General features: G+C 39.6%; 19 protein-coding genes. All 19 read left to right on the forward strand.

Annotated features, from left to right (window positions below; all coding sequences use genetic code 11):
- Positions 1 to 223 precede the first annotated feature (223 nt).
- Entirely contained in the window at positions 224 to 1,702 is a 1,479-nt protein-coding gene (locus GQR87_RS07320) for an ATP-binding protein (protein ID WP_158967970.1), read from the forward strand.
- An 8-nt stretch (positions 1,703 to 1,710) separates the two neighbouring features.
- Positions 1,711 to 2,376, forward strand: coding sequence for a response regulator (locus GQR87_RS07325; RefSeq protein ID WP_158967972.1), 666 nt, complete (start codon positions 1,711 to 1,713; stop codon positions 2,374 to 2,376).
- Positions 2,377 to 3,162: 786 nt separating this feature from the next.
- The gene (locus GQR87_RS07330; RefSeq protein WP_158967974.1) at positions 3,163 to 4,281 is read left to right on the forward strand and encodes a transposase; all 1,119 of its coding nucleotides are present in this window, start codon (positions 3,163 to 3,165) and stop codon (positions 4,279 to 4,281) included.
- 839 nt (positions 4,282 to 5,120) lie between these two features.
- Positions 5,121 to 5,318: a hypothetical protein gene (locus tag GQR87_RS22340; protein ID WP_233267419.1), complete on the forward strand. Its 198-nt coding sequence runs from the start codon at positions 5,121 to 5,123 to the stop codon at positions 5,316 to 5,318.
- Positions 5,319 to 5,326: 8 nt separating this feature from the next.
- Positions 5,327 to 6,409 (forward strand): group II intron reverse transcriptase/maturase, encoded by a 1,083-nt coding sequence (gene ltrA, locus GQR87_RS07335; protein ID WP_233267420.1) that lies wholly within the window; start codon positions 5,327 to 5,329, stop codon positions 6,407 to 6,409.
- A 128-nt stretch (positions 6,410 to 6,537) separates the two neighbouring features.
- On the forward strand, positions 6,538 to 7,281 hold the full coding sequence (locus GQR87_RS07340) for a hypothetical protein (RefSeq protein ID WP_158967976.1): 744 nt from the start codon (positions 6,538 to 6,540) through the stop codon (positions 7,279 to 7,281).
- 209 nt (positions 7,282 to 7,490) lie between these two features.
- Positions 7,491 to 9,056 carry an IS1182 family transposase gene (locus GQR87_RS07345; RefSeq protein WP_158967978.1) on the forward strand — a complete coding sequence of 522 codons (1,566 nt, stop codon included), beginning with the start codon at positions 7,491 to 7,493 and terminating at the stop codon, positions 9,054 to 9,056.
- Between the two features lie 250 nt (positions 9,057 to 9,306).
- The gene (locus tag GQR87_RS07350; protein ID WP_158967980.1) at positions 9,307 to 9,591 is read left to right on the forward strand and encodes a BrnT family toxin; all 285 of its coding nucleotides are present in this window, start codon (positions 9,307 to 9,309) and stop codon (positions 9,589 to 9,591) included.
- 2 nt (positions 9,592 to 9,593) lie between these two features.
- Positions 9,594 to 9,812 carry a BrnA antitoxin family protein gene (locus tag GQR87_RS07355; protein ID WP_158967982.1) on the forward strand — a complete coding sequence of 73 codons (219 nt, stop codon included), beginning with the start codon at positions 9,594 to 9,596 and terminating at the stop codon, positions 9,810 to 9,812.
- A gap of 158 nt (positions 9,813 to 9,970) precedes the next feature.
- The gene (locus GQR87_RS07360; protein ID WP_158967984.1) at positions 9,971 to 10,225 is read left to right on the forward strand and encodes a type II toxin-antitoxin system Phd/YefM family antitoxin; all 255 of its coding nucleotides are present in this window, start codon (positions 9,971 to 9,973) and stop codon (positions 10,223 to 10,225) included.
- Positions 10,218 to 10,478 (forward strand): Txe/YoeB family addiction module toxin, encoded by a 261-nt coding sequence (locus GQR87_RS07365; protein ID WP_158967986.1) that lies wholly within the window; start codon positions 10,218 to 10,220, stop codon positions 10,476 to 10,478. The genes GQR87_RS07360 and GQR87_RS07365 overlap by 8 nt, the downstream gene beginning before the upstream one ends.
- A gap of 218 nt (positions 10,479 to 10,696) precedes the next feature.
- Positions 10,697 to 10,876: a transposase gene (locus GQR87_RS07370; RefSeq protein ID WP_158967988.1), complete on the forward strand. Its 180-nt coding sequence runs from the start codon at positions 10,697 to 10,699 to the stop codon at positions 10,874 to 10,876.
- Between the two features lie 284 nt (positions 10,877 to 11,160).
- Positions 11,161 to 11,463: an EF-hand domain-containing protein gene (locus GQR87_RS07375; RefSeq protein ID WP_158967990.1), complete on the forward strand. Its 303-nt coding sequence runs from the start codon at positions 11,161 to 11,163 to the stop codon at positions 11,461 to 11,463.
- Positions 11,464 to 11,549: 86 nt separating this feature from the next.
- A complete protein-coding gene (locus tag GQR87_RS07380) occupies positions 11,550 to 12,830 on the forward strand; it encodes a YHYH protein (protein ID WP_233267421.1) in 1,281 nt (426 codons plus the stop codon).
- A gap of 90 nt (positions 12,831 to 12,920) precedes the next feature.
- Positions 12,921 to 13,451 (forward strand): hypothetical protein, encoded by a 531-nt coding sequence (locus GQR87_RS07385; protein WP_158967992.1) that lies wholly within the window; start codon positions 12,921 to 12,923, stop codon positions 13,449 to 13,451.
- A gap of 96 nt (positions 13,452 to 13,547) precedes the next feature.
- Positions 13,548 to 14,951: a sialate O-acetylesterase gene (locus GQR87_RS07390; RefSeq protein WP_158967994.1), complete on the forward strand. Its 1,404-nt coding sequence runs from the start codon at positions 13,548 to 13,550 to the stop codon at positions 14,949 to 14,951.
- Between the two features lie 248 nt (positions 14,952 to 15,199).
- Positions 15,200 to 16,801 (forward strand): alpha-L-fucosidase, encoded by a 1,602-nt coding sequence (locus GQR87_RS07395; RefSeq protein WP_158967996.1) that lies wholly within the window; start codon positions 15,200 to 15,202, stop codon positions 16,799 to 16,801.
- 115 nt (positions 16,802 to 16,916) lie between these two features.
- Positions 16,917 to 17,150: a hypothetical protein gene (locus GQR87_RS07400; protein ID WP_158967998.1), complete on the forward strand. Its 234-nt coding sequence runs from the start codon at positions 16,917 to 16,919 to the stop codon at positions 17,148 to 17,150.
- A 1,068-nt stretch (positions 17,151 to 18,218) separates the two neighbouring features.
- Positions 18,219 to 21,539, forward strand: a complete 3,321-nt coding sequence (locus GQR87_RS07405) for a TonB-dependent receptor (protein WP_158968000.1) — start codon at positions 18,219 to 18,221, stop codon at positions 21,537 to 21,539.
- The last annotated feature ends 61 nt before the right edge of the window (positions 21,540 to 21,600 follow it).

Below are 21,600 nucleotides of genomic sequence, written 5' to 3' on the forward strand. Positions count from 1 at the left end.
TATTGGAAATGTTAACGACTTTATTGCAAATTTAATCAATTAGCATAAGCCGTTTTTAATGTGTGGGATGATACAGTAATGTAGCCAGAGGATGAATAATTAGTTTTTATCATTCCATTAAAATGAGAGGGTTATACACCATACATATTATTTGCACATTGTTTTGTTATCGTTGAACAATTGACGTATGGCTAAGTTCTAGGGCTTTTGTGGGATAGGTAAGATGAAATTACAGAAAAAGCTGTTTTTATTATTATTTGGATTTAGTTTGTTTTTGGTCAGCATTCTGGTTTTACTAATGCAGTGGAGCATAGGTAAAGGTATGGTTGACTATGTAAATAGCAAAGAGATTGAAACCTTAAAACCTGTGGTACTTGAATTAGCCAAAGAGTACCAAGTAAAGAATAATTGGCAGGATATGCTGGGCCGGCACGATAAATTTAGATCATTAATTTTTGCTCAGTTGCAGGGCTCTGATTTTGATGTGAGAAAAAATGAGCCTCCACCCAGACCTCGTCCTTTTTCTGGCCCTGAGTCTATGCAAAATGCGCAGTCACAAAACAGACCATCTTCCAGACCTATGGATGGCCGCCGTCCTCCTCCTCAAAATGAGTCTCATTATGTATTACTGGATAAAAATCAAAACTTTGTGGTGGGCAGTTATCTAGAGTCTTTAGAATATAGTCAAACACCTATTACAGTAGGTAAGGAAGTGGTGGGATATTTTGCTGTGTCTAAGCGCAATAGCCTGACCCAAGGTTATGAATTAGACTTTTTACAGCAGCAACAAGAGTATCTGTGGGTGATTGCTTTGCTGTTAATGAGTTTAGTGGGGTTAGTGACTTTTTCTTTAGCTCGCCATGTGATTGAACCCATTAAACAAATTACCCTTGGTATGCATAAGCTAACCCAAGGTGATTATCAGCAGTCTATTGATTTAGATAGACGTGACGAGTTGGGCGATCTCAGTCGAGACTATAACGAACTAGCCATAACCTTGGCTGCCAATGAGTCTGCTAGAAAACGTTGGTTAGCGAATATTTCTCATGAATTACGTACTCCGGTTGCTATTTTGCGGGGCGAACTCGAGGCAATGCTAGACAATGTTAGGCCACTGACCATCAAAAATATTGGCTCTGCTAATGATGAGGTCAAACACCTACAAAGGCTGATTGATGATTTAAACCTGTTAACCAGTGCTGATATAGGTGGCATGCATTATCGCAAACAGACTGAAAATCTAACGGCTTTAATTCAAGGAGAGGTGGAAAAGTACCAAGGGTATTTAGCTGATGCAGGTATTACTCTTAAGCTTATGTTTGATAAGCCTGAAATTAATGTTTACGGCGATAAAACTAGGTTATGTCAATTGTTTGAAAATATTATTAATAACTGTATTAAGTATGCATCGGCCAGTGAGTTACAGATTTCTTTGCTGGTTGACGATAAGCATTATGCCAGTAATGATTCGGCAGTCATTGTAAAATTTTCAGATAACGGTGTAGGGGTAGATGAGCAGCATTTTGAGCATTTATTTGAGCACCTATACCGGGTGGAAGATTCGCGCAATAGAAAAACCGGCGGTTCTGGTTTGGGTTTATCTATTTGTCGCCACATAGTACAAGCTCATCAAGGGCAAATTAGCGCAGAAAAATCGCCACTTGGTGGTTTAGCCATTGTTATCACATTACCTTTAGCTTAAGGAATAAAATGTCCAATTTAATATTAATAGTCGAAGATGAAATTAAGTTAGCGTCTTTGCTAGCAGATTATTTTAGTCTGACCGAATACAGCCCACATATGATCCACCATGGCGATGATGTGATCCCTTGGGTCAAAGAAAATAACCCCAGTGCCATTTTATTAGACATTATGTTACCAGGTAAAAATGGCATAGATTTGTGCAAAGAAATTAGACAGTTCTCGAATGTGCCGATATTGATGGTCACCGCTAAAGTAGAAGAAATTGATCGTTTACTGGGTTTAGAGTTAGGAGCAGATGATTATATTTGTAAACCTTTTAGTCCTAGAGAAGTGGTGGCTAGAGTAAAAGCGGTACTAAGAAGAACACAAACGATTGAGACGGTGAGTGACAATTTACAACTCGATGAAAATCGCTTAGTTGTGAGTTTTCATCAACAAGAATGCAGCTTAACCTCCGTTGAATTTCAACTGTTGAAAAGACTAGCAGAACAACCTGAGCGAATTTTTAGTCGCGATCAACTAATGGATAATATGTATTCTGATCATCGTATTGTGAATAACCGCACCATAGACAGCCATATTAAAAAGCTCCGTAAAAAACTGATTGAAATTAGTGATGGCAAAGATTGGATCCAATCTGTGTATGGCGCTGGTTATCGTTTAGTCTTGTAGTGATACCTATCAACATAATTTTTCAAGCAAGCCATGAATTTGCTACTAAAAGCAGAATAAAGCAGTGCTTAGCCGCGAGATTCGAGCGGCGAGTTTAAAAGCAAAAAAATTGTCACAGAGTTACACAGAGATTAAAAATGCGGCTGCGCTACACAGAGAAAAGCAACAAAACAGAATGTAGTAGACTAAGCAGAGTGGGGCAGACTTAGCAGAATAAAGCAGTGCCTAGCTACGGGATTCGAGTCACGAGTTTAAAAGCAAAAAATTGTCACAGAGTTACACATAGGTTATTAGGTGCGGCTTCGCCGAAAAGCCAAAAGTCTTAAACCACAGAGGCTGCGCTACACAGAGAAAAGCAACAAAACAGAATGTAGCAGACTAAACAGAGTGGAGCAGAAAAAGCAGTTTAAGAGCAGTAGCTAGGAGATAGGAGATAGTACTATTCATTAGTCATATTGATAGTCTTAAATTTCGTCATTCCGGTGTGCTTTTTAGCCGGAATCCATAAACGCAGAATACGGCAGAGTGATGCAGACTAAGCAGTTAATAGCTATGTGCAAAAGAATAAAAGAGACTCACTCATTGTTTCTTTGCCTGTCCTTGTAACCATTTTACATACCTATTAGTGCTGTTTTTTTATACAGTTTATGGTTGTTTCCCCCATATTTAGAAAAATGTGCGATTCGCGCACTATTAAATTGTTGGACCTGCCTCGCAAGCTCGGGGAAGTGACTTTAAGGGCCTAGGTTTCTGGATAAATAAGTAGTGTTGTTCTATCTTTTTTAGATGGAAAAATGGTCAATTCAAAAACTGTTTCAATCGCAATTTGATGGAGCAGCATCTACACTCAACGTTCCTCTATATCAGTTTAAGGCTGCACAAGCGATTAGCGGCTGTCGTACTGAAACTATGGGCAGTCATGCTCAATATTGTGCCAATGGTCATCTTTGTGGCGTATTTTATAATTCCTGCCGACATCGCGGTTGTCCTCAGTGCCAATATGCTGCGAAGGAGCGGTGGTTAGCTGAGTGGTCTGCGCGGTTATTGAATGTTCAGCACCACCATTGGATCTTCACTGTGCCACACGAGTTGCTGATGTTATGGCGATATAATCGAGAATGGTTTCAGAACCAAATGTACCTTGCGGTATCGAATACTATCAAGCAACTTAGTCGCACTAAAGCGCATTTAGGAGCTCAACCGGGCTATTTACTGGCGTTACATACCTGGGGCAGAAACTTGAGTGAGCATCCTCATATTCATTGTTTAATCACCCATGGTGGTTTGGATGACTCCGGTAAATGGAAGAGTCCTAAGCGTGCAGTGATGTTTCCGGTGAAGGTCATGAGGCGTTTATTTCGTGGCAAGTTTTTGTCGGGCGTTAAACAAGCTTTAGCCGATGGTATGTTGGTTTTTCCGCCGGAGCAGCAAGCAAGACAATTGACTAACCTGAGCAATAAACTCGGTCGAATTGACTGGCAGGTTTATGCCTGTGCGCCTTATGCACATGGCTTAGGCGTGGCTAAATATTTAGCTCGATACATGCGCGGTGGTGCGATCAATAACAGTCAGATCGTCGCAGTAAAAAACAACGTGCTCACGTTTAAATATAAATCTCATCAAACTAAAAAGACCGAACGACAACAGGTTAGTCTGCCCAAATTTAGCCGTATGGTGCTGAGGCATCTGCCATTAAAAGGCAAACCGACAATTCGCTATTACGGGGTATATCATCCAACAGAGGTAGCCAAACTTAATTTGGCAAGAGCGCAATTTAAACAACCAGTATTTATGGGGATCCAGTTGCCTACATGGCAAGACATACTCAATAAATTAGGTACAACATTAAGTTGTCCAGAATGCGGGAGTCAGGAGCGAATAGCGGCGGCACCAGTTAAACGCTAAATGTGCTTGTGGGAACAGTCTGCGCTTAGGCGCGGAGCAATAGAGTGTGGGTAATGGGTTTAAAAAACACCCAAATAACAGTGGTTATAATTGCCAGAGATGGTTATCATTCGAACATAATTAATATGTTTGGCGACTGAGATACGCGATGGTTTTCCACAGCGACCCCGGCAGTCCAACAAAAAGATTAATCGGACAAAGCTCTTTTGAATATAATGAAAAACTTAAAAAATTTTAAAGAGATCTTCGCCGTTTATCTTAAGCGTTAGTGCGTCAAGCGAAGCTTGATGCATCTTGCAGGGTGTAAGTCCCTGTCAGGTAAGGTTTAGCCAACCACCTGTATCGAGTGTTGCGCCTATGGCGGAGTCTGGGATTGGTGAGATACTTATCAGCGATGTATTCGCAACCAGATGAACAATATAGGTGAAGCGTACACAGAGAATTATATAGGCCATAGGGAATGCGTGTTCCTGAAGTGCTGTTATCGCTCCGATAATAAATTAAGTTCTGACTGACGAGGCTTGTAACGCCGTCGAAGTCCAAGCAAAGCAACCGTTATTCAGCGTGTCTGAAATGGCAAGGTTGTGGCGAGTCAGCGGAGTTATTAAGCCGTGGCATGTATAAAGAGATGTATTGAGAACTTGAGAGAGCCAAAGGTGTTCCATAAGGAAAATGGTAGGGTAGCCAAGCCACAAGCAAGGCGAACGATGACCCTTTGGCAGTCAGACTTGCTCATAGTAGTTTGAGGTTGGGAAAGCCAACCACATGGCGAAGGGGCAAGCAGTTATATCAGGTGTTTAGCAGATACATAGACCGGACAAAGTAGGGCTGGACTCACTATGACAACCGCACTAAATGCCATCACATTTAAATCACAGACACACCCCAACCATAGATTTCAGAACCTATATGGATTGCTAGGAGATGATTTACTGTATCAAAGTTGGGGGCAACTGAATAAACGAGCTGCGTCAGGTATTGATGGTATTACGGACCAAAATACCAGACATCGCTTGTGGAAAACCTCACACGTTTAAGTTCAGCCTTGAAAGCTAAGTGCTATCGAGCAGGTGACATTAAGCGTGTATTCATACCCAAAAGTCATGGTAAACAACGCCCATTAGGCTTACCCACAGTGGATGACAAACTGGTACAGCAAAGCGTGAGTCAGATACTGCAAAGTATCTGGGAAGCGGATTTCTTGCCTAACAGTTATGGTTATCGGCCAAATAAGAGTGCGCATCAGGCGGTGCATAGCTTGAGTTTGAATCTTCAGTTTAAAGGTTATGGCTATATTGTTGAGGCAGACATTAAAGGCTTCTTCGATAATATTGACCACAACTGGCTGATGGAGATGCTTAAACAACGCATTGATGATAACGCGCTCTTGAGCTTAATCGGGCAATGGTTGAAAGCACGAATAAAATCGCCAGAAGGGGAGTATCTCAAACCACAAAGCGGTACACCACAAGGCGGTATCATTAGCCCCGTGCTAGCTAATATCTATTTGCATTATGCATTGGATTTATGGTTTGAGAAGAAGATAAAACCTCGCATGAGAGGCAGGGCTATGCTGATACGTTACGCAGATGATTTTGTGTGTGCGTTTCAGTATGCCAATGATGCCGAACGGTTTTACAGCGTGTTGCCAAAACGACTCAAGAAATTCAAACTGGATACGGCACCAGAAAAGACCAGCCTAATAAGGTTCAGTCGATTCCATCCAAGTCGTAAGCGCCAGTTTGTGTTCTTGGGGTTTGCGTTTTACTGGGGCATTGATGCAAAAGGTAAACCGAGATTAAGGCGACGAACTGCGAGTCAAAAGCAGCGAAGTAGCCTGAGCGAATTTTACCATTTCATCAAAGCCAAACGCTCGCAGAAACTAGCGACTTGGCTACCTCAATTAAAACGCAAACTCACAGGGTTTAGAAATTACTTTGGGCTACCCGACAACAGCCGTAGCGTAAGTAAGCTATATAATTATGTGCTACATAGTTTGTACAAATGGCTGAACAGGCGCAGTGGTCGTCGAAGTTACAATTGGTGTAATTTTAAGAAGATGTTAGAGTATTTCCAAATACAGAAGCTACGAGTTAGCAAAAGAGTGATCCATGTTGACTGGTATTAAAGTGGCCGTGATTTACACGGGTGAATATATAACTGAAGAGCCGGATGCGGTAATTCCGCACGTCCGGATCTGTGTGGGGTCGGCTCAGTAATGGGCCGCTCTACCACGATTGTACTAAAGGATATAGCATGGGTGAACGCAATAAATTTGGGTTAGGAAGAACTATACCTAGCCCAATCAAAAGGGAAGTCAGACAACGTTGCGGATTCGGTTGTGTTAGATGTGGCTTCAGTCTTTTTGATTATGAACATTTTGATCCTGACTTTAAAGATGCAACAGAACATAACCCAGAAGGAATTACATTGTTATGTATGCAGTGTAATCAAAAGAGAAATCGAAAAGTGCTTTCCGTTGAAAGTGTTAGAGCATCGAATGATAACCCTATATGTCTCCAACAAGGTTTTGCTAATGAAGCCTTTGATTTTGGTTCGGAACCAATTGAAGTTGTTTTTGCTGGTGTTACGTTCACGAATTGTACCCACTTAATAAGAGTTTCTGGTATTCCAATTTTATCCGTTGCTAACCCTGATAATGCAGGAGAACCTTATAAGCTTTCAGGTAGGTTTGCAGATGACTGTGGGGAAGCAACACTAAAAATAGAAGAAAATATTTGGTCCGTTGGTGCGGATAATTGGGATGTTGAATGTGAAGGTCCTAAAATAACGATTCGAAGAGGTCCCGGTGATATTGTATTAGTCCTTAAATCAGAGCCTCCAAAGAGGCTTGTAATTGAAAGGTTAAACATGGAGTTTGAGGGGATGTTTTTCCGTGGTAGCCAAGACTTACTTGAAATATCTAGAGATCAAATTAATTGGATGCATTGGCAAGGCTGTGGAATGACTAACTGTTTTATTGGTATGGAGTTCAATTAGTACATAACAAACTGTTCAAGCGGGACAAATTACAGTTGGCTGTTTTCGCTCCGCTCAACATTTTAGCCAACTACAATTTGCCCCTTAACAGGGCGTTGAGGCTGTAGAAAAACCCTAAGTTTGTTTGTTTTTTATACACAAAACACTTCCCTCAGATCATGGTTTGTGATCCAATAGGTATTATCAATTAGGCGAAAGGAGCCTTGGTAATGCCACGTTTTATCCCACTTAATTACCAACAAAACACTATGGTAGTGATCAACTACCAAGACCAACTTCAGGCGGGAACGTTTGAATATGCTATTCATCATTTGATTGAAGATAAGCTGGATCTGTCAGTGTTTTATCCTAAGTATCAAAATGACCAAACAGGCCGTCCCGCCTACGACCCAGCTGCGTTGCTGAAGATTATCTTGTTTGCTTATTCGAAAGGTATTACCTCAAGCCGTGAAATCCAGTGGTGCTGTGAAACCAATATTATATTTAAGGCGTTGAGTTGTGATTCCGTGCCGCACTTCACGACGATAGCGGCATTTGTCAGTGGCCGCAGAAGCGAAATTGAATCGGTGTTTGAACAGGTGTTATTGATATGTCATGAGCAGGGATTGTTGGGCAATGAGTTGTTTGCTATTGATGGCTGTAAAATGTCGTCTAATGCAGCCAAGGAATGGTCGGGTACCTTTAAAGAGTTAAAAGAAAAACGCGATAAGCTTAAACGCCAAATCAGTTATCACATGAATGAACATGAGAAATTAGATAAAAGTGAAGGCGCTGATGAGGCTCGTAAACAACGTGCTAGTCAAGCGATTGAAACCTTGAATCATGCTCACGACAAGATAGAGAAGTTCCTCGAGGAAGCCGAGCCACGGATGGGGAAAGGTAAAAAAACGAAGGAAGTGAAAAGCAATATTACGGATAACGAGTCAGGCAAAATGACGACTAGTAAAGGCACCATTCAAGGCTACAATGGTGTGGCAACGGTAGATAAGAAACATCAAATTATTGTGGATGCCACGGTATTTGGGGAGGGGCAAGAGCACCATACCTTAAAGCCCGTATTAGAAGGTATTCAAGACCGATTTAAACGCCTGGCGATTAGCGACGATATTTTAAAAGCCCAAACCATCATCACCGCCGATACGGGGTTTGCGAACGAGAAAAACATGCAGTACCTGCATGACAATGACATCAATGCGTACATCCCTGATAATCAATTCAGAAGTCGTGCCCCTAAGTTTAGTGAGCAAAAACAAAAATACGGTAAACGCCATCAAGATAAGAGAACCAGAAAGAAAACAGTCATTCCTGCCAATGAATTTAACTTCGACCCAGTGACTAATAGCTGCATTTGCCCGTCGGGCGAAAGCATTAGTTTTAGAGGGATACGTGAAAGTGACTCAGGCATTAAAATAGCTTATTTCGAAGGCAGGTTATTGCAATGTAGAAATTGTGATAAAAAGCAGCAGTGCATGCATAACCCAAAAGCCGCAGACCATCGAAAAGGGAATGGTAGGCAAGTGAGTTTCACATTAAATGAAACCAGAGCCCCAACCTATACCGACTGGATGAAGCATAGAGTTGATAGTCCAAAGGGCAAACAAATTTACAGTCACCGCATGTCTGTGGTTGAACCTGTGTTTGGCAACATAGGGACCAACAAGAAGCTCAACAGATTTAGCTTACGAGGTAAAAGTAAAGTGCAAGGCCAATGGCATTTATTCTGTTTGATACATAATCTGGAGAAACTCAATAATTATGGACAGTTAGCGGCATAATGGGTCAAGTACCGACTCCAAATACCGCCCCTCAAGCTAGGTAATAGCGTTAATTCGGTTGGACAAAAGCGAATATCTAGAAAATCGAAGTGTAGAGTAAAAAACTTTGCAAAATCAAATCATCCAAGGCAAAGTTGATAGAATATAAAAATTAAAGAAAGGTGAGGAAATGGTCTGTCATAATCGACTTTTTCTACAGCCTCGTTAGGGCTTCTTTGACAATCCTATCTCGTGTACATACAATGTACATATGATTAAGTTCGAGTGGAATGCGGCTAAAGCTGCAACAAACATTAAAAAGCACGGAGTTTCTTTTGAGGAAGCTAAATCTGTGTTTTTTGATGAATTTGCGGTGCAATTCTATGATCAAGATAACTCAAAAACCGAAGACCGCTTTTTGATGCTGGGAATGAGCAATGAAACCAACTTGTTGCTCGTTTGTCACTGTGAGCGTGATGATGGAAACACAATTAGAGTTATTTCCGCTAGAAAAGCGACAAAAAATGAAAGTAAAAACTATCTGCGAGGGCATTAATAATGAAAGATGAATATGATTTATCAGCGATGAAATCGCGTAAAAACCCTTACGCAAGTAAATTGAAAAAACCTGTGACTATGCGTCTTGGAGAAGATGTTATTTCCTACTTCAAAAGTATGGCTGAAGAGTCTGGTGTTCCTTATCAAAGCCTCATCAATTTATATTTGCGTGACTGTGTTGCAACACATAAAAAAATCGATATCAACTGGCATGCGTAATCGCAGCCCTAACAAGCACAGCCAACCGACGCTGAACAGCGCGCGGTTGCTGTGAAACGTTAGCTGCCTTTTAAGCTCAGGAGTTGTTCTTTATATTGCACATGTATAATTAATCGGTTAGACTTGTCTTATTAAATGTACAACTAATGAGGTGTTTTATGCGTATAGTATCGTTCACTGAAGCTCGAAATGGGCTTAAATCTGTTTTGGATCATGTCGTAAATGACGTGGATTATACCGTTATCACACGAAGAGACGCAGAAGATGCAGTAGTAATGTCGATGGAGCATTACAATAGTTTAATGGAAACGGTTCATTTATTAAAATCACCAGCTAACGCTGCGCATTTGTCAAAATCCATAGAGCAATATAATTCCGGTAAAATTCAATGCCGAGATCTCGTAGATGACTAGGCAACTTGCATGGACAGATGAAGCTTGGGATGATTATGTTTATTGGCAAGGACAAGATAAAAAGACGTTAAAACGTGTTAATAAGTTAATTAGTGATTGTAAGCGTTCACCATTTGAAGGTATTGGTAAGCCAGAGCCATTAAAAGAGAACTTGTCAGGCTTTTGGTCTAGGCGAATAGATGAAACCAACCGTCTAGTCTATGCAGTATCAGATTCATATTTAACAATAATATCATGTCGATACCACTACTAGTCCAAGCGGCAGCTAACAAGTCATTTCAACAGGACAAATAACAGTTGGCTTTTGCTCCTCCGTCGCTTATTTTAGCCAACAATTTTACGCCGCTTAGTAAGGCGTTGAGGCTGTAGAAAAACCCTAAGTTTGTTTGTTTTTTATACACAAAACACTTCCCTCAGATCATGGTTTGTGATCCAATAGGTATTATCAATTAGGCGAAAGGAGCCTTGGTAATGCCACGTTTTATCCCACTTAATTACCAACAAAACACTATGGTAGTGATCAACTACCAAGACCAACTTCAGGCGGGAACGTTTGAATATGCTGTTCATCATTTGATTGAAGATAAGCTGAACCTGTCAGTGTTTTATCCTAAGTATCAAAATGACCAAACAGGCCGTGAGTTATCATGACACCCATCATTAATTAGTTCTCATCAATCATGACACCCATCATTAATTAGTTCTCATCATAAAAAGTTTTCTAAATCGTCATTTTGCAATTAATTTAGCCAGAATCCATTGTGTTATTGCTCAGCGCACTTCTATTGTTGACTGCTTTTTCTTTATGCTTATTCTCGTAACTGCTATTTCCTAGCTCCTATCTACTGCTTTTCATTTCCTTTTTTCTTACACATTTTTTGCAAAATCCGTTGTTAATCTTCTTTACGAACTCAGAAACAACAGGATATTTTTTTATGAAAACTCGTTTACTTACATTTATTACAGTTACAGCTTTATTTTCTTTCATTGGTTCAAGCCAAGCGGCTGACCGAGAAGATAGGGAACGTCCCGTTAGGCCTAGCTTTGCCTCATTAGATCTAGATAGTGATGGCAAGGTGGTTTATGACGAATTTTTATCTCATGAAGTGCCTATGGGTGACCATAAGACAATTTTTGAAAATATTGACGCAGATAATGATGGCGAAATCAGCGAAAAAGAATTCACCAATCACAAACCGCCTCGTAGAAACGAACATAAAGGACCAAAAAGAGATTAATTTTACCGAACTAGGCGCGGTCTTTATTGATAACGCGCTTTTTCATATCCGCCATAAAAAGATATTTATTTCTAAGGTACTTAATAATGGAACATAAAATGTCAGGTCTACACTTTTCTAACCGCGTCTTCTTAAGCCTTTTGTTAACAGGCTCTTTGCTTGCTTGTAGCTCAAGCGATAATAATGATTCTGAGGAAGTTGATAATGGTGTGACTAACACGGCTCCTATTGCCAATGCCGGTAATGATCAATATGTATTTATTGACTCTACCGTTTTACTTAATGGTGAATTAAGTAGTGATGCAGATGGCGATGAGATTAGCTATGTTTGGAATATCGCTAGCTTACCTAGTGGCAGTCTAGTTTCTTTAACTGATGAAGCTAGCGTTAATCCGACTTTTACTCCGGATGTTGTTGGCAGCTATATGTTAGAGCTAGCGGTGAATGATGGTGAATTAACCAGTGCAGTGGATAGCATAGAAGTGTTTGTATCAGCTGTTACTGCGTCTGGTACAGATGGGGTGTTATGTGACTATGACTACAATGAGTTTAATGATTCGCCATCTGTGTCTTATACCAGTAGTGCCCAATGGACCTGTGATGACGGAATGCGTGAGTTGGTCGCTAATGGTATTCCAGATCATGAGGTAGGCACTTTCCCCAATGCTGGCAACCCTAATAGTATTGAAGAGCAAAGCATCTCAGATAGCATGACGTTATCACCCAATGAAACCTCTATTGCTACCGAGTTAGGTGGGCCACGTGGGGTAACAGGTTACGTGTTAAATGGTGTGAAAATTGACGCAGGTACTGCAGGTAGTTGTGATGATTCAGGTAACGATTGCAGTTTAATTGATAATTCTGGAAGTTGGAGTATCGAAGCTTTAGGCCAAACAAGTTTTAACTTTGGTACCGACGACAATAATGCTCATGTTCAGCCTGGTGGTACTTATCATTACCACGGTATGCCAGAAGGGTTTATCGAAAAGCAAGGTGGCGATAGTAGTAAAATGACCTTAATTGGCTGGGCTGCCGATGGTTTTCCTATCTATGCTCGATATGGTTATACGATTGCTAGTGATGCCAGCTCTGGAATAAAAAATATAACGGGTAGTTATCAGTTGGTAACAGAAGTGAGTAGTTCACGTCCCTCCACTGAGGTTTATGCATTAGGGACCTTTGCTCAAGATTGGCAATATGTAGAAGGTTCTGGAGATTTAGACCAGTGTAATGGTCGAGTAGGGGTGACACCTGAGTTTCCACAAGGCATTTACCATTATTTTGCCACAGATACTTATCCTTATTTTTTACGCTGTGTAAAAGGTGAAGTTGAAGCGGCGGCTGGTGGGCCTCCCCCTATCTTTTAACTGTTAAAAATTAGCCTCAATTCAATGTTGCATTGAGGCTAAAAACGAGTTGTTTAACTCAACACTTTTATAGAATATGGAATTAAACTCATGAAAACCTTGTATAAAACACTGTGTAAAAGTTTGTTTGTATTTTTCACCCTAGGGGCAGGGCAAACAAGTTATGCCCATATGATGGTAGCGCAACATGGCACGCTTAATGTGATTGATGATGGCGTGTTTATGGTGTTGTCTTTACCTGTTTCTGCATTTTCAGGCGTAGATGATGATCAAGATGGGAAACTATCTAAAGCAGAATTTACCTTACATCGCCCTGCAATCGCCAAACTTGTTAATGAAAATGTAACTCTCAAAGACAGTAATGGAAAACTCACTTTGCAAGGCATGATGCTTTCTTTGGTGACGTCACATCATTCACCTAACCAGCCTGCATCGCAGCTGGTAGTAATGGGCCGTTATGGGTTAACCGAGCCCGCTAGTTTGTTGCACTACCAAGTGGGTTTATTTGGTAATAAAGCAGATGAGCAATCGTTAGAGATCACAGCTACGCGCAAAACAGATAATAAAAAACAGCGCTTCAAATTATCTCCCAAAAACAAACAGATGATGTTTTTCGAATAACTTTTAGGCAAGGAATACTGAAAATATATTGTTGTATAAGATTGAATAATTGTGCGCTAGGATCGCAAACCTAAACATTGATTGAGGGATTGTATCTTGCGTATAAGAATAAGTGTTGTGGCCAGCTTGTTGGCTATATTTTTCAGTTCATTGCTTGGTGCCGTTGAAGTACCTGCTTTTTTTGCCAGTAACATGGTGGTCCAACAAAATAAGCCGTTTGTTATTTGGGGCACAGACAGGCCCAAGCAAAGTATTAAGCTGCAGACCAGCTGGCGTGGCATAGCGAATACCCAAGCTGATGAAAATGGCAATTGGCGATTAGCGGTTAATACACCAGAAGCGGATCATAAACCTCACGAAATAGTATTGACGGGTAGTGACAAAAAAGTCTTTTCTAATGTGTTATTGGGTGAAGTGTGGTTTGCCTCAGGTCAATCTAATATGGGGATGCCTCTATTAGGTAACGTTAATCAGCCGGTTACCGATAGTAACGAAACCATATTAAATTCTAGCAATCCACAATTACGTTTGTTTAAAGCCGCCGCAAAAGCCAGTGTTCAACCTATTGATGATGTGCAAGGGACATGGCTAGCAGCCCAGCCTGCGACAGTTAAACAATTTAGCGCGACTGCTTATTATTTTGCTGCTAAGTTGCAAACTTTGTTAGACGTCCCCGTTGGGATTATTGTCAGTGCTTGGGGCGGTACACCAGTGGAATCTTGGATCGATGCGCCCACTTTGTCGCAATATGCAGATTTTGAATTTCATCAAGCTTTAACCAACCAGCCACCTCATAGGCAACCCAGCCAACTATTTAATGGCATGATCAATCCATTTTTAGGCTTACAAATTAAAGGCGCTATTTGGTATCAAGGCGAAGCTAATCGCACTAGAGCGGCTGAATATAAAGAGTTGTTTCCGGCTATGGTGCAAAATTGGCGTAAGTTGTGGGACAGTGGAGAATTTGCTTTTCATTTTGTACAAATAGCGCCATTTTCTTATAAAGGAGATAGGGCATCTGCTTATTTACGTGAAGCTCAATTACAAAGTGTAGACGTGATCCCCAACAGTGGTATGGCAGTGACATTAGATGTAGGAAATTGTTCGCAAATTCATCCAGCAGAGAAACGACCTGTTGGAGAACGTTTAGCTTATTTGGCTTTGGCCAAACAATATGGAATGGATGTGGGTCATACTGCCCCAGTATTTAAGCACGCTGATATACTTGATGATGGCAAAGTTAACATAGAATTTACCAATGCACCTTTAGGGCTAACCAGTTTTTCTAAAGCGATTACTGAGTTTGAACTAGCCGGACAAGATCAGGTGTTTTATCCAGCACAAGCAAAAATTATTCATAGAAAAGCAAAACTAACGGTTTGGAGTGACAAAGTACAACAGCCCGTGGCAGTAAGGTACGCATTTAAAGATTGCCCTAGAGCTGAATTGTTTGGTGTGAATGGTTTGCCTATTTCATCATTTAGAAGTGATAATTGGTGATTTTTTACAAAGGGAAATAAGTGTTTTAATTCTTTCTTTTTTTAAAATAACAGGGCGACTTGTTCGCCAACGTTTTAAAAATAAGACATAAGATAAAAGTTTACAAAATATTTACTTGTTTATATGTGAAATTGACAGTTTGTATATTGAATATGAAGCTCTGAGTTGTTACCTTTAGTTATACGGCTTATTCTATTTTGATGAATAGTTGATAAAGCTACCGATTTTAAATAAACAGGCAATCATTTATGAAAAAAACACTTCTCTCTTTAGCTGTATGTTCACTGCTAGCTGGGATATCAGGTTGTAGTAATACAACTGACTCTACAGCAACAGGTTCTGCCGTCTCTGCGACTAGCAAGGATGCTCCTTATGCAGAAGATTGGGAGTCTTTATCTAAAGTTGAAGAACAACCAGCTTGGTTTCAAGATGCCAAATTAGGTATATACGCTCACTGGGGTCCTGTTTCGACGGCCAATATCGATATGAAACGCGGTGTGGGTTGGTATGGTTTAAATGTTTACATGGACGAAGTGTATGACTGGAAAACCGGCGAAAAGCGCTTAAAAAATGGTAAACCAATTGTTGGTGATGTTTATAAACATCACGTTGAAGCACACGGCCCGTTAGAAACCGTTGGTTATAAAGATATTATTCCTAATTTTAAACCCACAGCTTTCGATGCTGAAGAGTGGGCTGAATTGTTCGCTAAATCTGGTGCTAAGTTTGCTGGTCCAGTTGCTATGCACCACGATAACTTTGCCATGTGGGACAGTGACGTTACTCGCTGGAACGTGAAAGACATGATGGGCATTGATGTTACTGGCGAGCTTAAAAAAGCTCTCGATAAACGTGATATGAAGTTTTTAACTTCTTTCCATCATGCTTTTACTTGGGTGTTTTTTGCTAACGCCTATAAGTTTGATGCAACGGAAGAAACCTCAGATCTATATACTGACCAACATGAACTCACTGATTTTAAACCCACTAAACGTTTTCACGACGAATGGTACGCGAAACTAAAAGAAGTGGTGGATAACTACCAGCCCGATGTTGTTTGGTTTGATTGGTGGGTAGAAGAATTAGATGAAGACTATCGCAAAAAATTTATCGCCTATTATTACAATAAAGGTAAAGAATGGGGCAAAGACGTAGTAATTAGTTATAAAAACACTTCTTTCCCTGCTGAGGTGGGTGTACATGACTATGAACGTGGCCGTCCTAACAAGATTAAAGACAAGTTTTGGATGACAGATACATCACCTGGTGCTTGGTTCTTTAGACAAAATGCTAAATTTGTCTCGCCCAATGAAATTGTCGATATCTTGGTCGATATTGTATCTAAAAATGGCTTAATGTTATTGAATGTACCGCCTAATCCGGATGGCTCTATTCCTCAAGAAATGAAAACCATGTTAGGTGATTTAGGTAATTGGTTAGAAATAAATGGCGAAGGTATATACGAAACTCGTCCATGGCGCGTATTTGGTGAAGGTCCAACACGTATAAAAGGTGGCGGCCATAAAGTCGAAAAACAAAAAATTGTTTATTCGGATAAAGATATTCGTTTTACCAAAAAAGGTGAGGATACGCTTTTTGCTATAGTCATGGATTCACCTAAAAGTGATATTTTGGTAGAAACCTTAAGTACTAATTTGAGTGTACTAGATGCAAAAATTAAAGATGTGGTGTTATTAGGCAGTGATGAAAAGGTAAAATGGAGCCTAGATGGTTCAGGTTTACATATTAGTCAACCTAAACATATACCAAGTGAATTTGCCCTGACTTATAAAATCTCGTTAATTAATGAGGCTGAATGGGGCATAGGTGGTGAAGACGACCCTGAGTAATTCACTCACTTATAAATACTGACTCTTAATATGTCAGTTTCAAAAGCCAGTTTGATGAGAGTCAAACTGGCTTTTTTATTATGTACGATAGCAAAACGAATCATTAAATAACTTCTTGAAGTTTTGTTCGCCACAAACTGCTTGCTGTGATTTATCTGCTTATTTCGTATTCTTGTATTTCCAAGCAATTAATTTAACCGATACGGTTTATCGACGTTACAACACTATTCGTGACGATACCTTGCTTCCTTCTGAATCTCTTACTCTTGGTGAGCAATACACAGGGAGAACATCAAGGTTACATAACGTTGGAACAACTTATCGTTTGAGCGCTAGATTAACTTTTTAATCATCTAAACTAAGATCGTTAAATGCAACGCCCGTGATGGCCGTTGCATTTTTTTTACATAAATTTTGGCTATTAATTTGTATTTAAAATTAAATTTATATTTGGATCTGCTGTTAGGTAGCGAATTGATTTCATAAATTGGATAAATATCTTGATTCATTGTTATTTTAGAGAAAATTATTTGCCATAAAACAGATCTCTTGTATTTAATATTGCCTGTAAAACAGAATTTTATTGGTCAGCTTTGTTTATTAATTAAGCTGATAATTCTCGTTAATTTGTGTTTTATTGATATTTTATTTTAATATATGTTTGGCTCATCAAATTTATCATATTTTATATGGGGATATATTTTTACCTTTTTGGCTATTTTAACTGCCTTTATTATATGTTTTTATCACTTAAAACCGCTTGTAAAATATAAAGTTGATAGATAAAACACCTGCCCATCTTTTTTAATAAACTCGCCTCAAGCCTTTGTTTTCAGTTGTTAAGGCAAATTGTTAACTGGAGTTAACGATGAAGTTTAACAATGTATCTTTTGTTTTGGGTTGTTACGGCAAAAAAACTCATTCGTTTTTACTTTTTCTTTGTTTTTATTTGTAGAAATACAAAATTATAATTTATTTGTTCTTTATTTCTAGCAGTATATTATTAGATGTATTGCATTTAACTTTGTATTTGATTTAATTGTTTTATATCTGATTTTCATTGTGATTTTTTTGTTTCTTTGTATTTACTTGATTATTATTGTTATTTTGGTATGAAAATATTAAAAATTATTATTTAATTGTTTAAGGTGTTGATTTTAAAGGGTTGTTTGTAGTTTGTATGTTTTGTGTAAAGAAAAATAACACAAAGTGTTGGAATTATATGTGAAAGTGCTATGCTAAATATGAATTCAATTTGAGCTTTGTTGTTAGTGGTTGACAAAGTTCAATTCTAAAACATTGTAATTAAGTCAGTTGTATTTGAAGAACAAACAAAAAGCGCAGTTATATGAATGTGAACGCTTTTAAAATGTTTGCGATTTAATTGAATAAAAATAACTACATGTGGGAAACACTTATGAAAGAAACTAACACTAGCTTTAAATTAAAAAACTTATTATTGGGTGCAGCTTCGGCTGCAGCATTAATGGGTTCAATTCACACCGTACAAGCGCAAGAAGCAAACACAGATAATAATGAAGACGAAACTGAAATTATTGAAGTATCAGGCTTTCGTGAATCACTAACCAGCGCTATGAATATCAAACGTGCATCAAAAAATATTGTTGATGCGATTAAAGCGGAAGACATTGGTAAATCTTCAGATCAAAATATTGCCGAGGCATTGCAACGTGTAACCGGTATTTCTATCGGCCGCGCCGATGGTGAAGGTACGTCTATTACCGCTCGTGGTATTGGTGGTGATTTAAACAACGTTACCCTTAATGGTGTACCACTTACCAGCTCTGGTGATAACCAATCGGTTAACTTCAGTGAATTCTCAGCAGATATTTTACAAGCTATCGAAGTTCAAAAAACCCCCAGTGCCTCTAGCGATGAAGGTAGCTTAGGCGCCACTATTAAACTCATTGGTTTTAAACCTCTTAGTGCTAATAAAGATAGACGAATTGTCGAAGTTCAATCCCGTTACAATGGTTTTGCTGACGAAGACGGCTTTAGTCTGAGTGATTTGAAAGATGACGGAAAATTACAACTGTCTTTTTCTGAAAAATTCTTTGACGAAAAAGTAGGGCTTTCGTTTGTTGGCTCTAAAGAAACGCAAGCCACGCGTTTAGATCGTATGAATATAGCTCGCTGGGTACCAACTACGCCGTTAAATGGTGTGACATATTTAGGTGACACAGAGCCGACACAACAAGACGGTACTATTACTGCAGTCACCCCGCAGAATGTACAATATCATCATCAACAAGTTCAACGTGACCGCGATACTTATCAAGTCGCCTTGCAATTGAAGTTGTGGGAAGGCAGTGATATCCAGTTTACTTACACTAAAACTGATCAGAATATTTATCGTGATAATCAGTTTATGTCGATTAATGGTGATAGAAGTGCAGTGGATGCTAACCAAACTATAGTTGACCGTGAAACTGGCACAATCGTTACCAATATTGATACTGCTTTTAGCCGAGACGTCTTGCTACCATTTGTTGAAGATGTAGATGTAGATGATCCTTTAATAAATATCCCCAATGGTAATGCGTACACCCGTGCAGGTGTGTGGCGTCAGCACCGTGATGTAACAGAAGATGTTCAAGAAACTGAAGTGTTTGGTATCGATCTTAAGCAAGAAATCGGCGATCTAACCATTAGTTTAACCGGTGGTACCTCTGAAACTAACCAATACGATGAATTTGCTCTGAAGTCCTTCTGGCGTCCTAAATTCGCTGGTGGAAACCCAACAGGCCTAGGCGAAGACAAATATACTAATAATTTTGCCGGTTATACCTGTGATAACCCTGGTGGAGACTTGTTATGTCGCAATGTGGCCACTGAAGGTTATTACGATGATGGCACTAACTTTGAATTCCAAACCTTTACCAGTGATGGCCGTTTCTCTAACGATAAAGCGACTAACCTTTATTTAGATTTTGAATGGGATCGTGAGTTTGGTTTTGTCACTAGCCTTGAAGCTGGTTTCAAATATAGTGATCGCCAAAAAGAAAGAGACAATATTTATAAAGGCTGTAACCGTGGTTGTATCGAAGGGGTGTTGAACGAATTTACCTTGGCCGATTTTACTACCGAACAAACACCAAGTGATTGGGGCGAGGCTTTAGGTTTACCGCGCGATCACTTAACAGATGGTTGGTCGACTATCGATATTTTTAAAGTTCGTGATTTTGTGGATGAGTTAGAAGCTGGTGGTCTAATTGAAACGTCTTTCTCTCCAAATAATGCGCAAAAAATAGCGCAAGATGCGACAGCTGCATACGTTCAAGCTAACTTCTCTTTGTTTGATGATGACGTATTTGGTGATTTTGGTTTACGTTATGCTAAAACCACAGTGACAGCGAATGGCACGTCTTATTTAGATTACGACTTTGGCCAAAGATTTATCGGTGGCGGTATCGGTGATAACTTATCCTTGTTTGGTTATGAACAAGATGAGACAGGTACACCACTTGATACTAATACTGCGACCAAATTAGAGGCGCAACAAGCATTGTTTGCTAAATATGGTCCTTTGGTATCACAACAAAGTGAAAACGGTGAAACTATTCGTTTTGCTATCGAAGAAGAGCATAGTTACAACAATTTGTTACCGAGTTTGAACGTGAATTATATTGTCAATGATGACATGATGTTACGTTTTGCTGCTTCTCAAACTATGGCTCGTCCTGAGTTTAATAAGTTATTCCCTGCATTTAACGTGCGAGAAAATATCTTTGGTAGTAATTCAAATGGCGCGATTGGTAGCGCCCAATTAAATCCGTATAAATCAACTAATTTTGATTTAGCTTACGAATGGTATTTTGCAGAAGGGTCTATGTTCTCGGCAGCATTATTCACTAAAACCTTTAGTGACTTTACCTCGCGTCGTTTCTTTAATAGCTATTGGAAAGATGTGCGTGGTGATTATTTTGATGTGGCCTCGTTTGATATAAACGATCCTGAGAATACTGATAATAGAGCGCATCAACTCACCGCTGAGCAAATTACTGCCGATGCACCGACCGCAAACAATATTTTATTGCCGTATTCGGCTGGCGATAATCAGCCAGGTTGTATGATTAACCGTGAATTAGATTTGGTTAATCCCGATAACAGTAATTTCTGTGATGTTGTGACTATGAACCAAACAGTGAATGGTACGGGGGGGTATGTTCGAGGTTTAGAATTAAGCTTACAGCATAACTTTATCAACTTGCCTGGTGCATGGTCTGGTTTAGGTTTTGTGGCTAACTATACCTACGCTGATTCTCGTACTGATGAAGAACGTATTACTGACCCAGATGGAAAACTAGTAGATTATATTCCAGAGGCGCCGCTAGCGGGGACATCTGAGCATACTTTCAATACCACTGTATTCTGGGAAAAAGACGGTAAATTGGTACGTTTAGCCTATAACTATCGTACTGACTATTTGAACTCACTTGTGGTTAATGATTTCGGCTCTCATTGGGTTGAAGGTTATGGTTCGTTAGATTTATCTGCTAACTGGAACATAAACAAGATGTTTAACGTGACTTTCCAAGCGGTAAATTTAACAGATACAGTGATCCGTCGTTACGATACCCGTCGTCCTAGTGTAGATGCGGCAGGGAATATCATTCCTGGGGAAAGCTCGACGCTAGGTTCACAACCTACTGGCCGTACTGTACAACTACAAAATACCGGAACCATTTACCGTGTAGGTCTGCGTGTAAGTTTCTAATCGTAATAATTAATTTAATAAGAGTGCAACTGTTGCCATGACAGTTGCACTGTATTTTTGC

The sequence above is a fragment of the Paraglaciecola sp. L3A3 genome (assembly GCF_009796765.1).
Taxonomy (GTDB): Bacteria; Pseudomonadota; Gammaproteobacteria; order Enterobacterales; family Alteromonadaceae; genus Paraglaciecola.

Coding starts and splice junctions, on each gene's coding strand:
- GQR87_RS07320 (WP_158967970.1), top strand. CDS start 224: ATGAAATTACAGAAAAAGCTGTTTTTATTATTATTTGGATTTAGTTTG.
- GQR87_RS07325 (WP_158967972.1), top strand. CDS start 1,711: ATGTCCAATTTAATATTAATAGTCGAAGATGAAATTAAGTTAGCGTCT.
- GQR87_RS07330 (WP_158967974.1), top strand. CDS start 3,163: ATGGAAAAATGGTCAATTCAAAAACTGTTTCAATCGCAATTTGATGGA.
- GQR87_RS22340 (WP_233267419.1), top strand. CDS start 5,121: ATGACAACCGCACTAAATGCCATCACATTTAAATCACAGACACACCCC.
- GQR87_RS07340 (WP_158967976.1), top strand. CDS start 6,538: ATGGGTGAACGCAATAAATTTGGGTTAGGAAGAACTATACCTAGCCCA.
- GQR87_RS07345 (WP_158967978.1), top strand. CDS start 7,491: ATGCCACGTTTTATCCCACTTAATTACCAACAAAACACTATGGTAGTG.
- GQR87_RS07350 (WP_158967980.1), top strand. CDS start 9,307: ATGATTAAGTTCGAGTGGAATGCGGCTAAAGCTGCAACAAACATTAAA.
- GQR87_RS07355 (WP_158967982.1), top strand. CDS start 9,594: ATGAAAGATGAATATGATTTATCAGCGATGAAATCGCGTAAAAACCCT.
- GQR87_RS07360 (WP_158967984.1), top strand. CDS start 9,971: ATGCGTATAGTATCGTTCACTGAAGCTCGAAATGGGCTTAAATCTGTT.
- GQR87_RS07365 (WP_158967986.1), top strand. CDS start 10,218: ATGACTAGGCAACTTGCATGGACAGATGAAGCTTGGGATGATTATGTT.
- GQR87_RS07370 (WP_158967988.1), top strand. CDS start 10,697: ATGCCACGTTTTATCCCACTTAATTACCAACAAAACACTATGGTAGTG.
- GQR87_RS07375 (WP_158967990.1), top strand. CDS start 11,161: ATGAAAACTCGTTTACTTACATTTATTACAGTTACAGCTTTATTTTCT.
- GQR87_RS07380 (WP_233267421.1), top strand. CDS start 11,550: ATGGAACATAAAATGTCAGGTCTACACTTTTCTAACCGCGTCTTCTTA.
- GQR87_RS07385 (WP_158967992.1), top strand. CDS start 12,921: ATGAAAACCTTGTATAAAACACTGTGTAAAAGTTTGTTTGTATTTTTC.
- GQR87_RS07395 (WP_158967996.1), top strand. CDS start 15,200: ATGAAAAAAACACTTCTCTCTTTAGCTGTATGTTCACTGCTAGCTGGG.
- GQR87_RS07405 (WP_158968000.1), top strand. CDS start 18,219: ATGAAAGAAACTAACACTAGCTTTAAATTAAAAAACTTATTATTGGGT.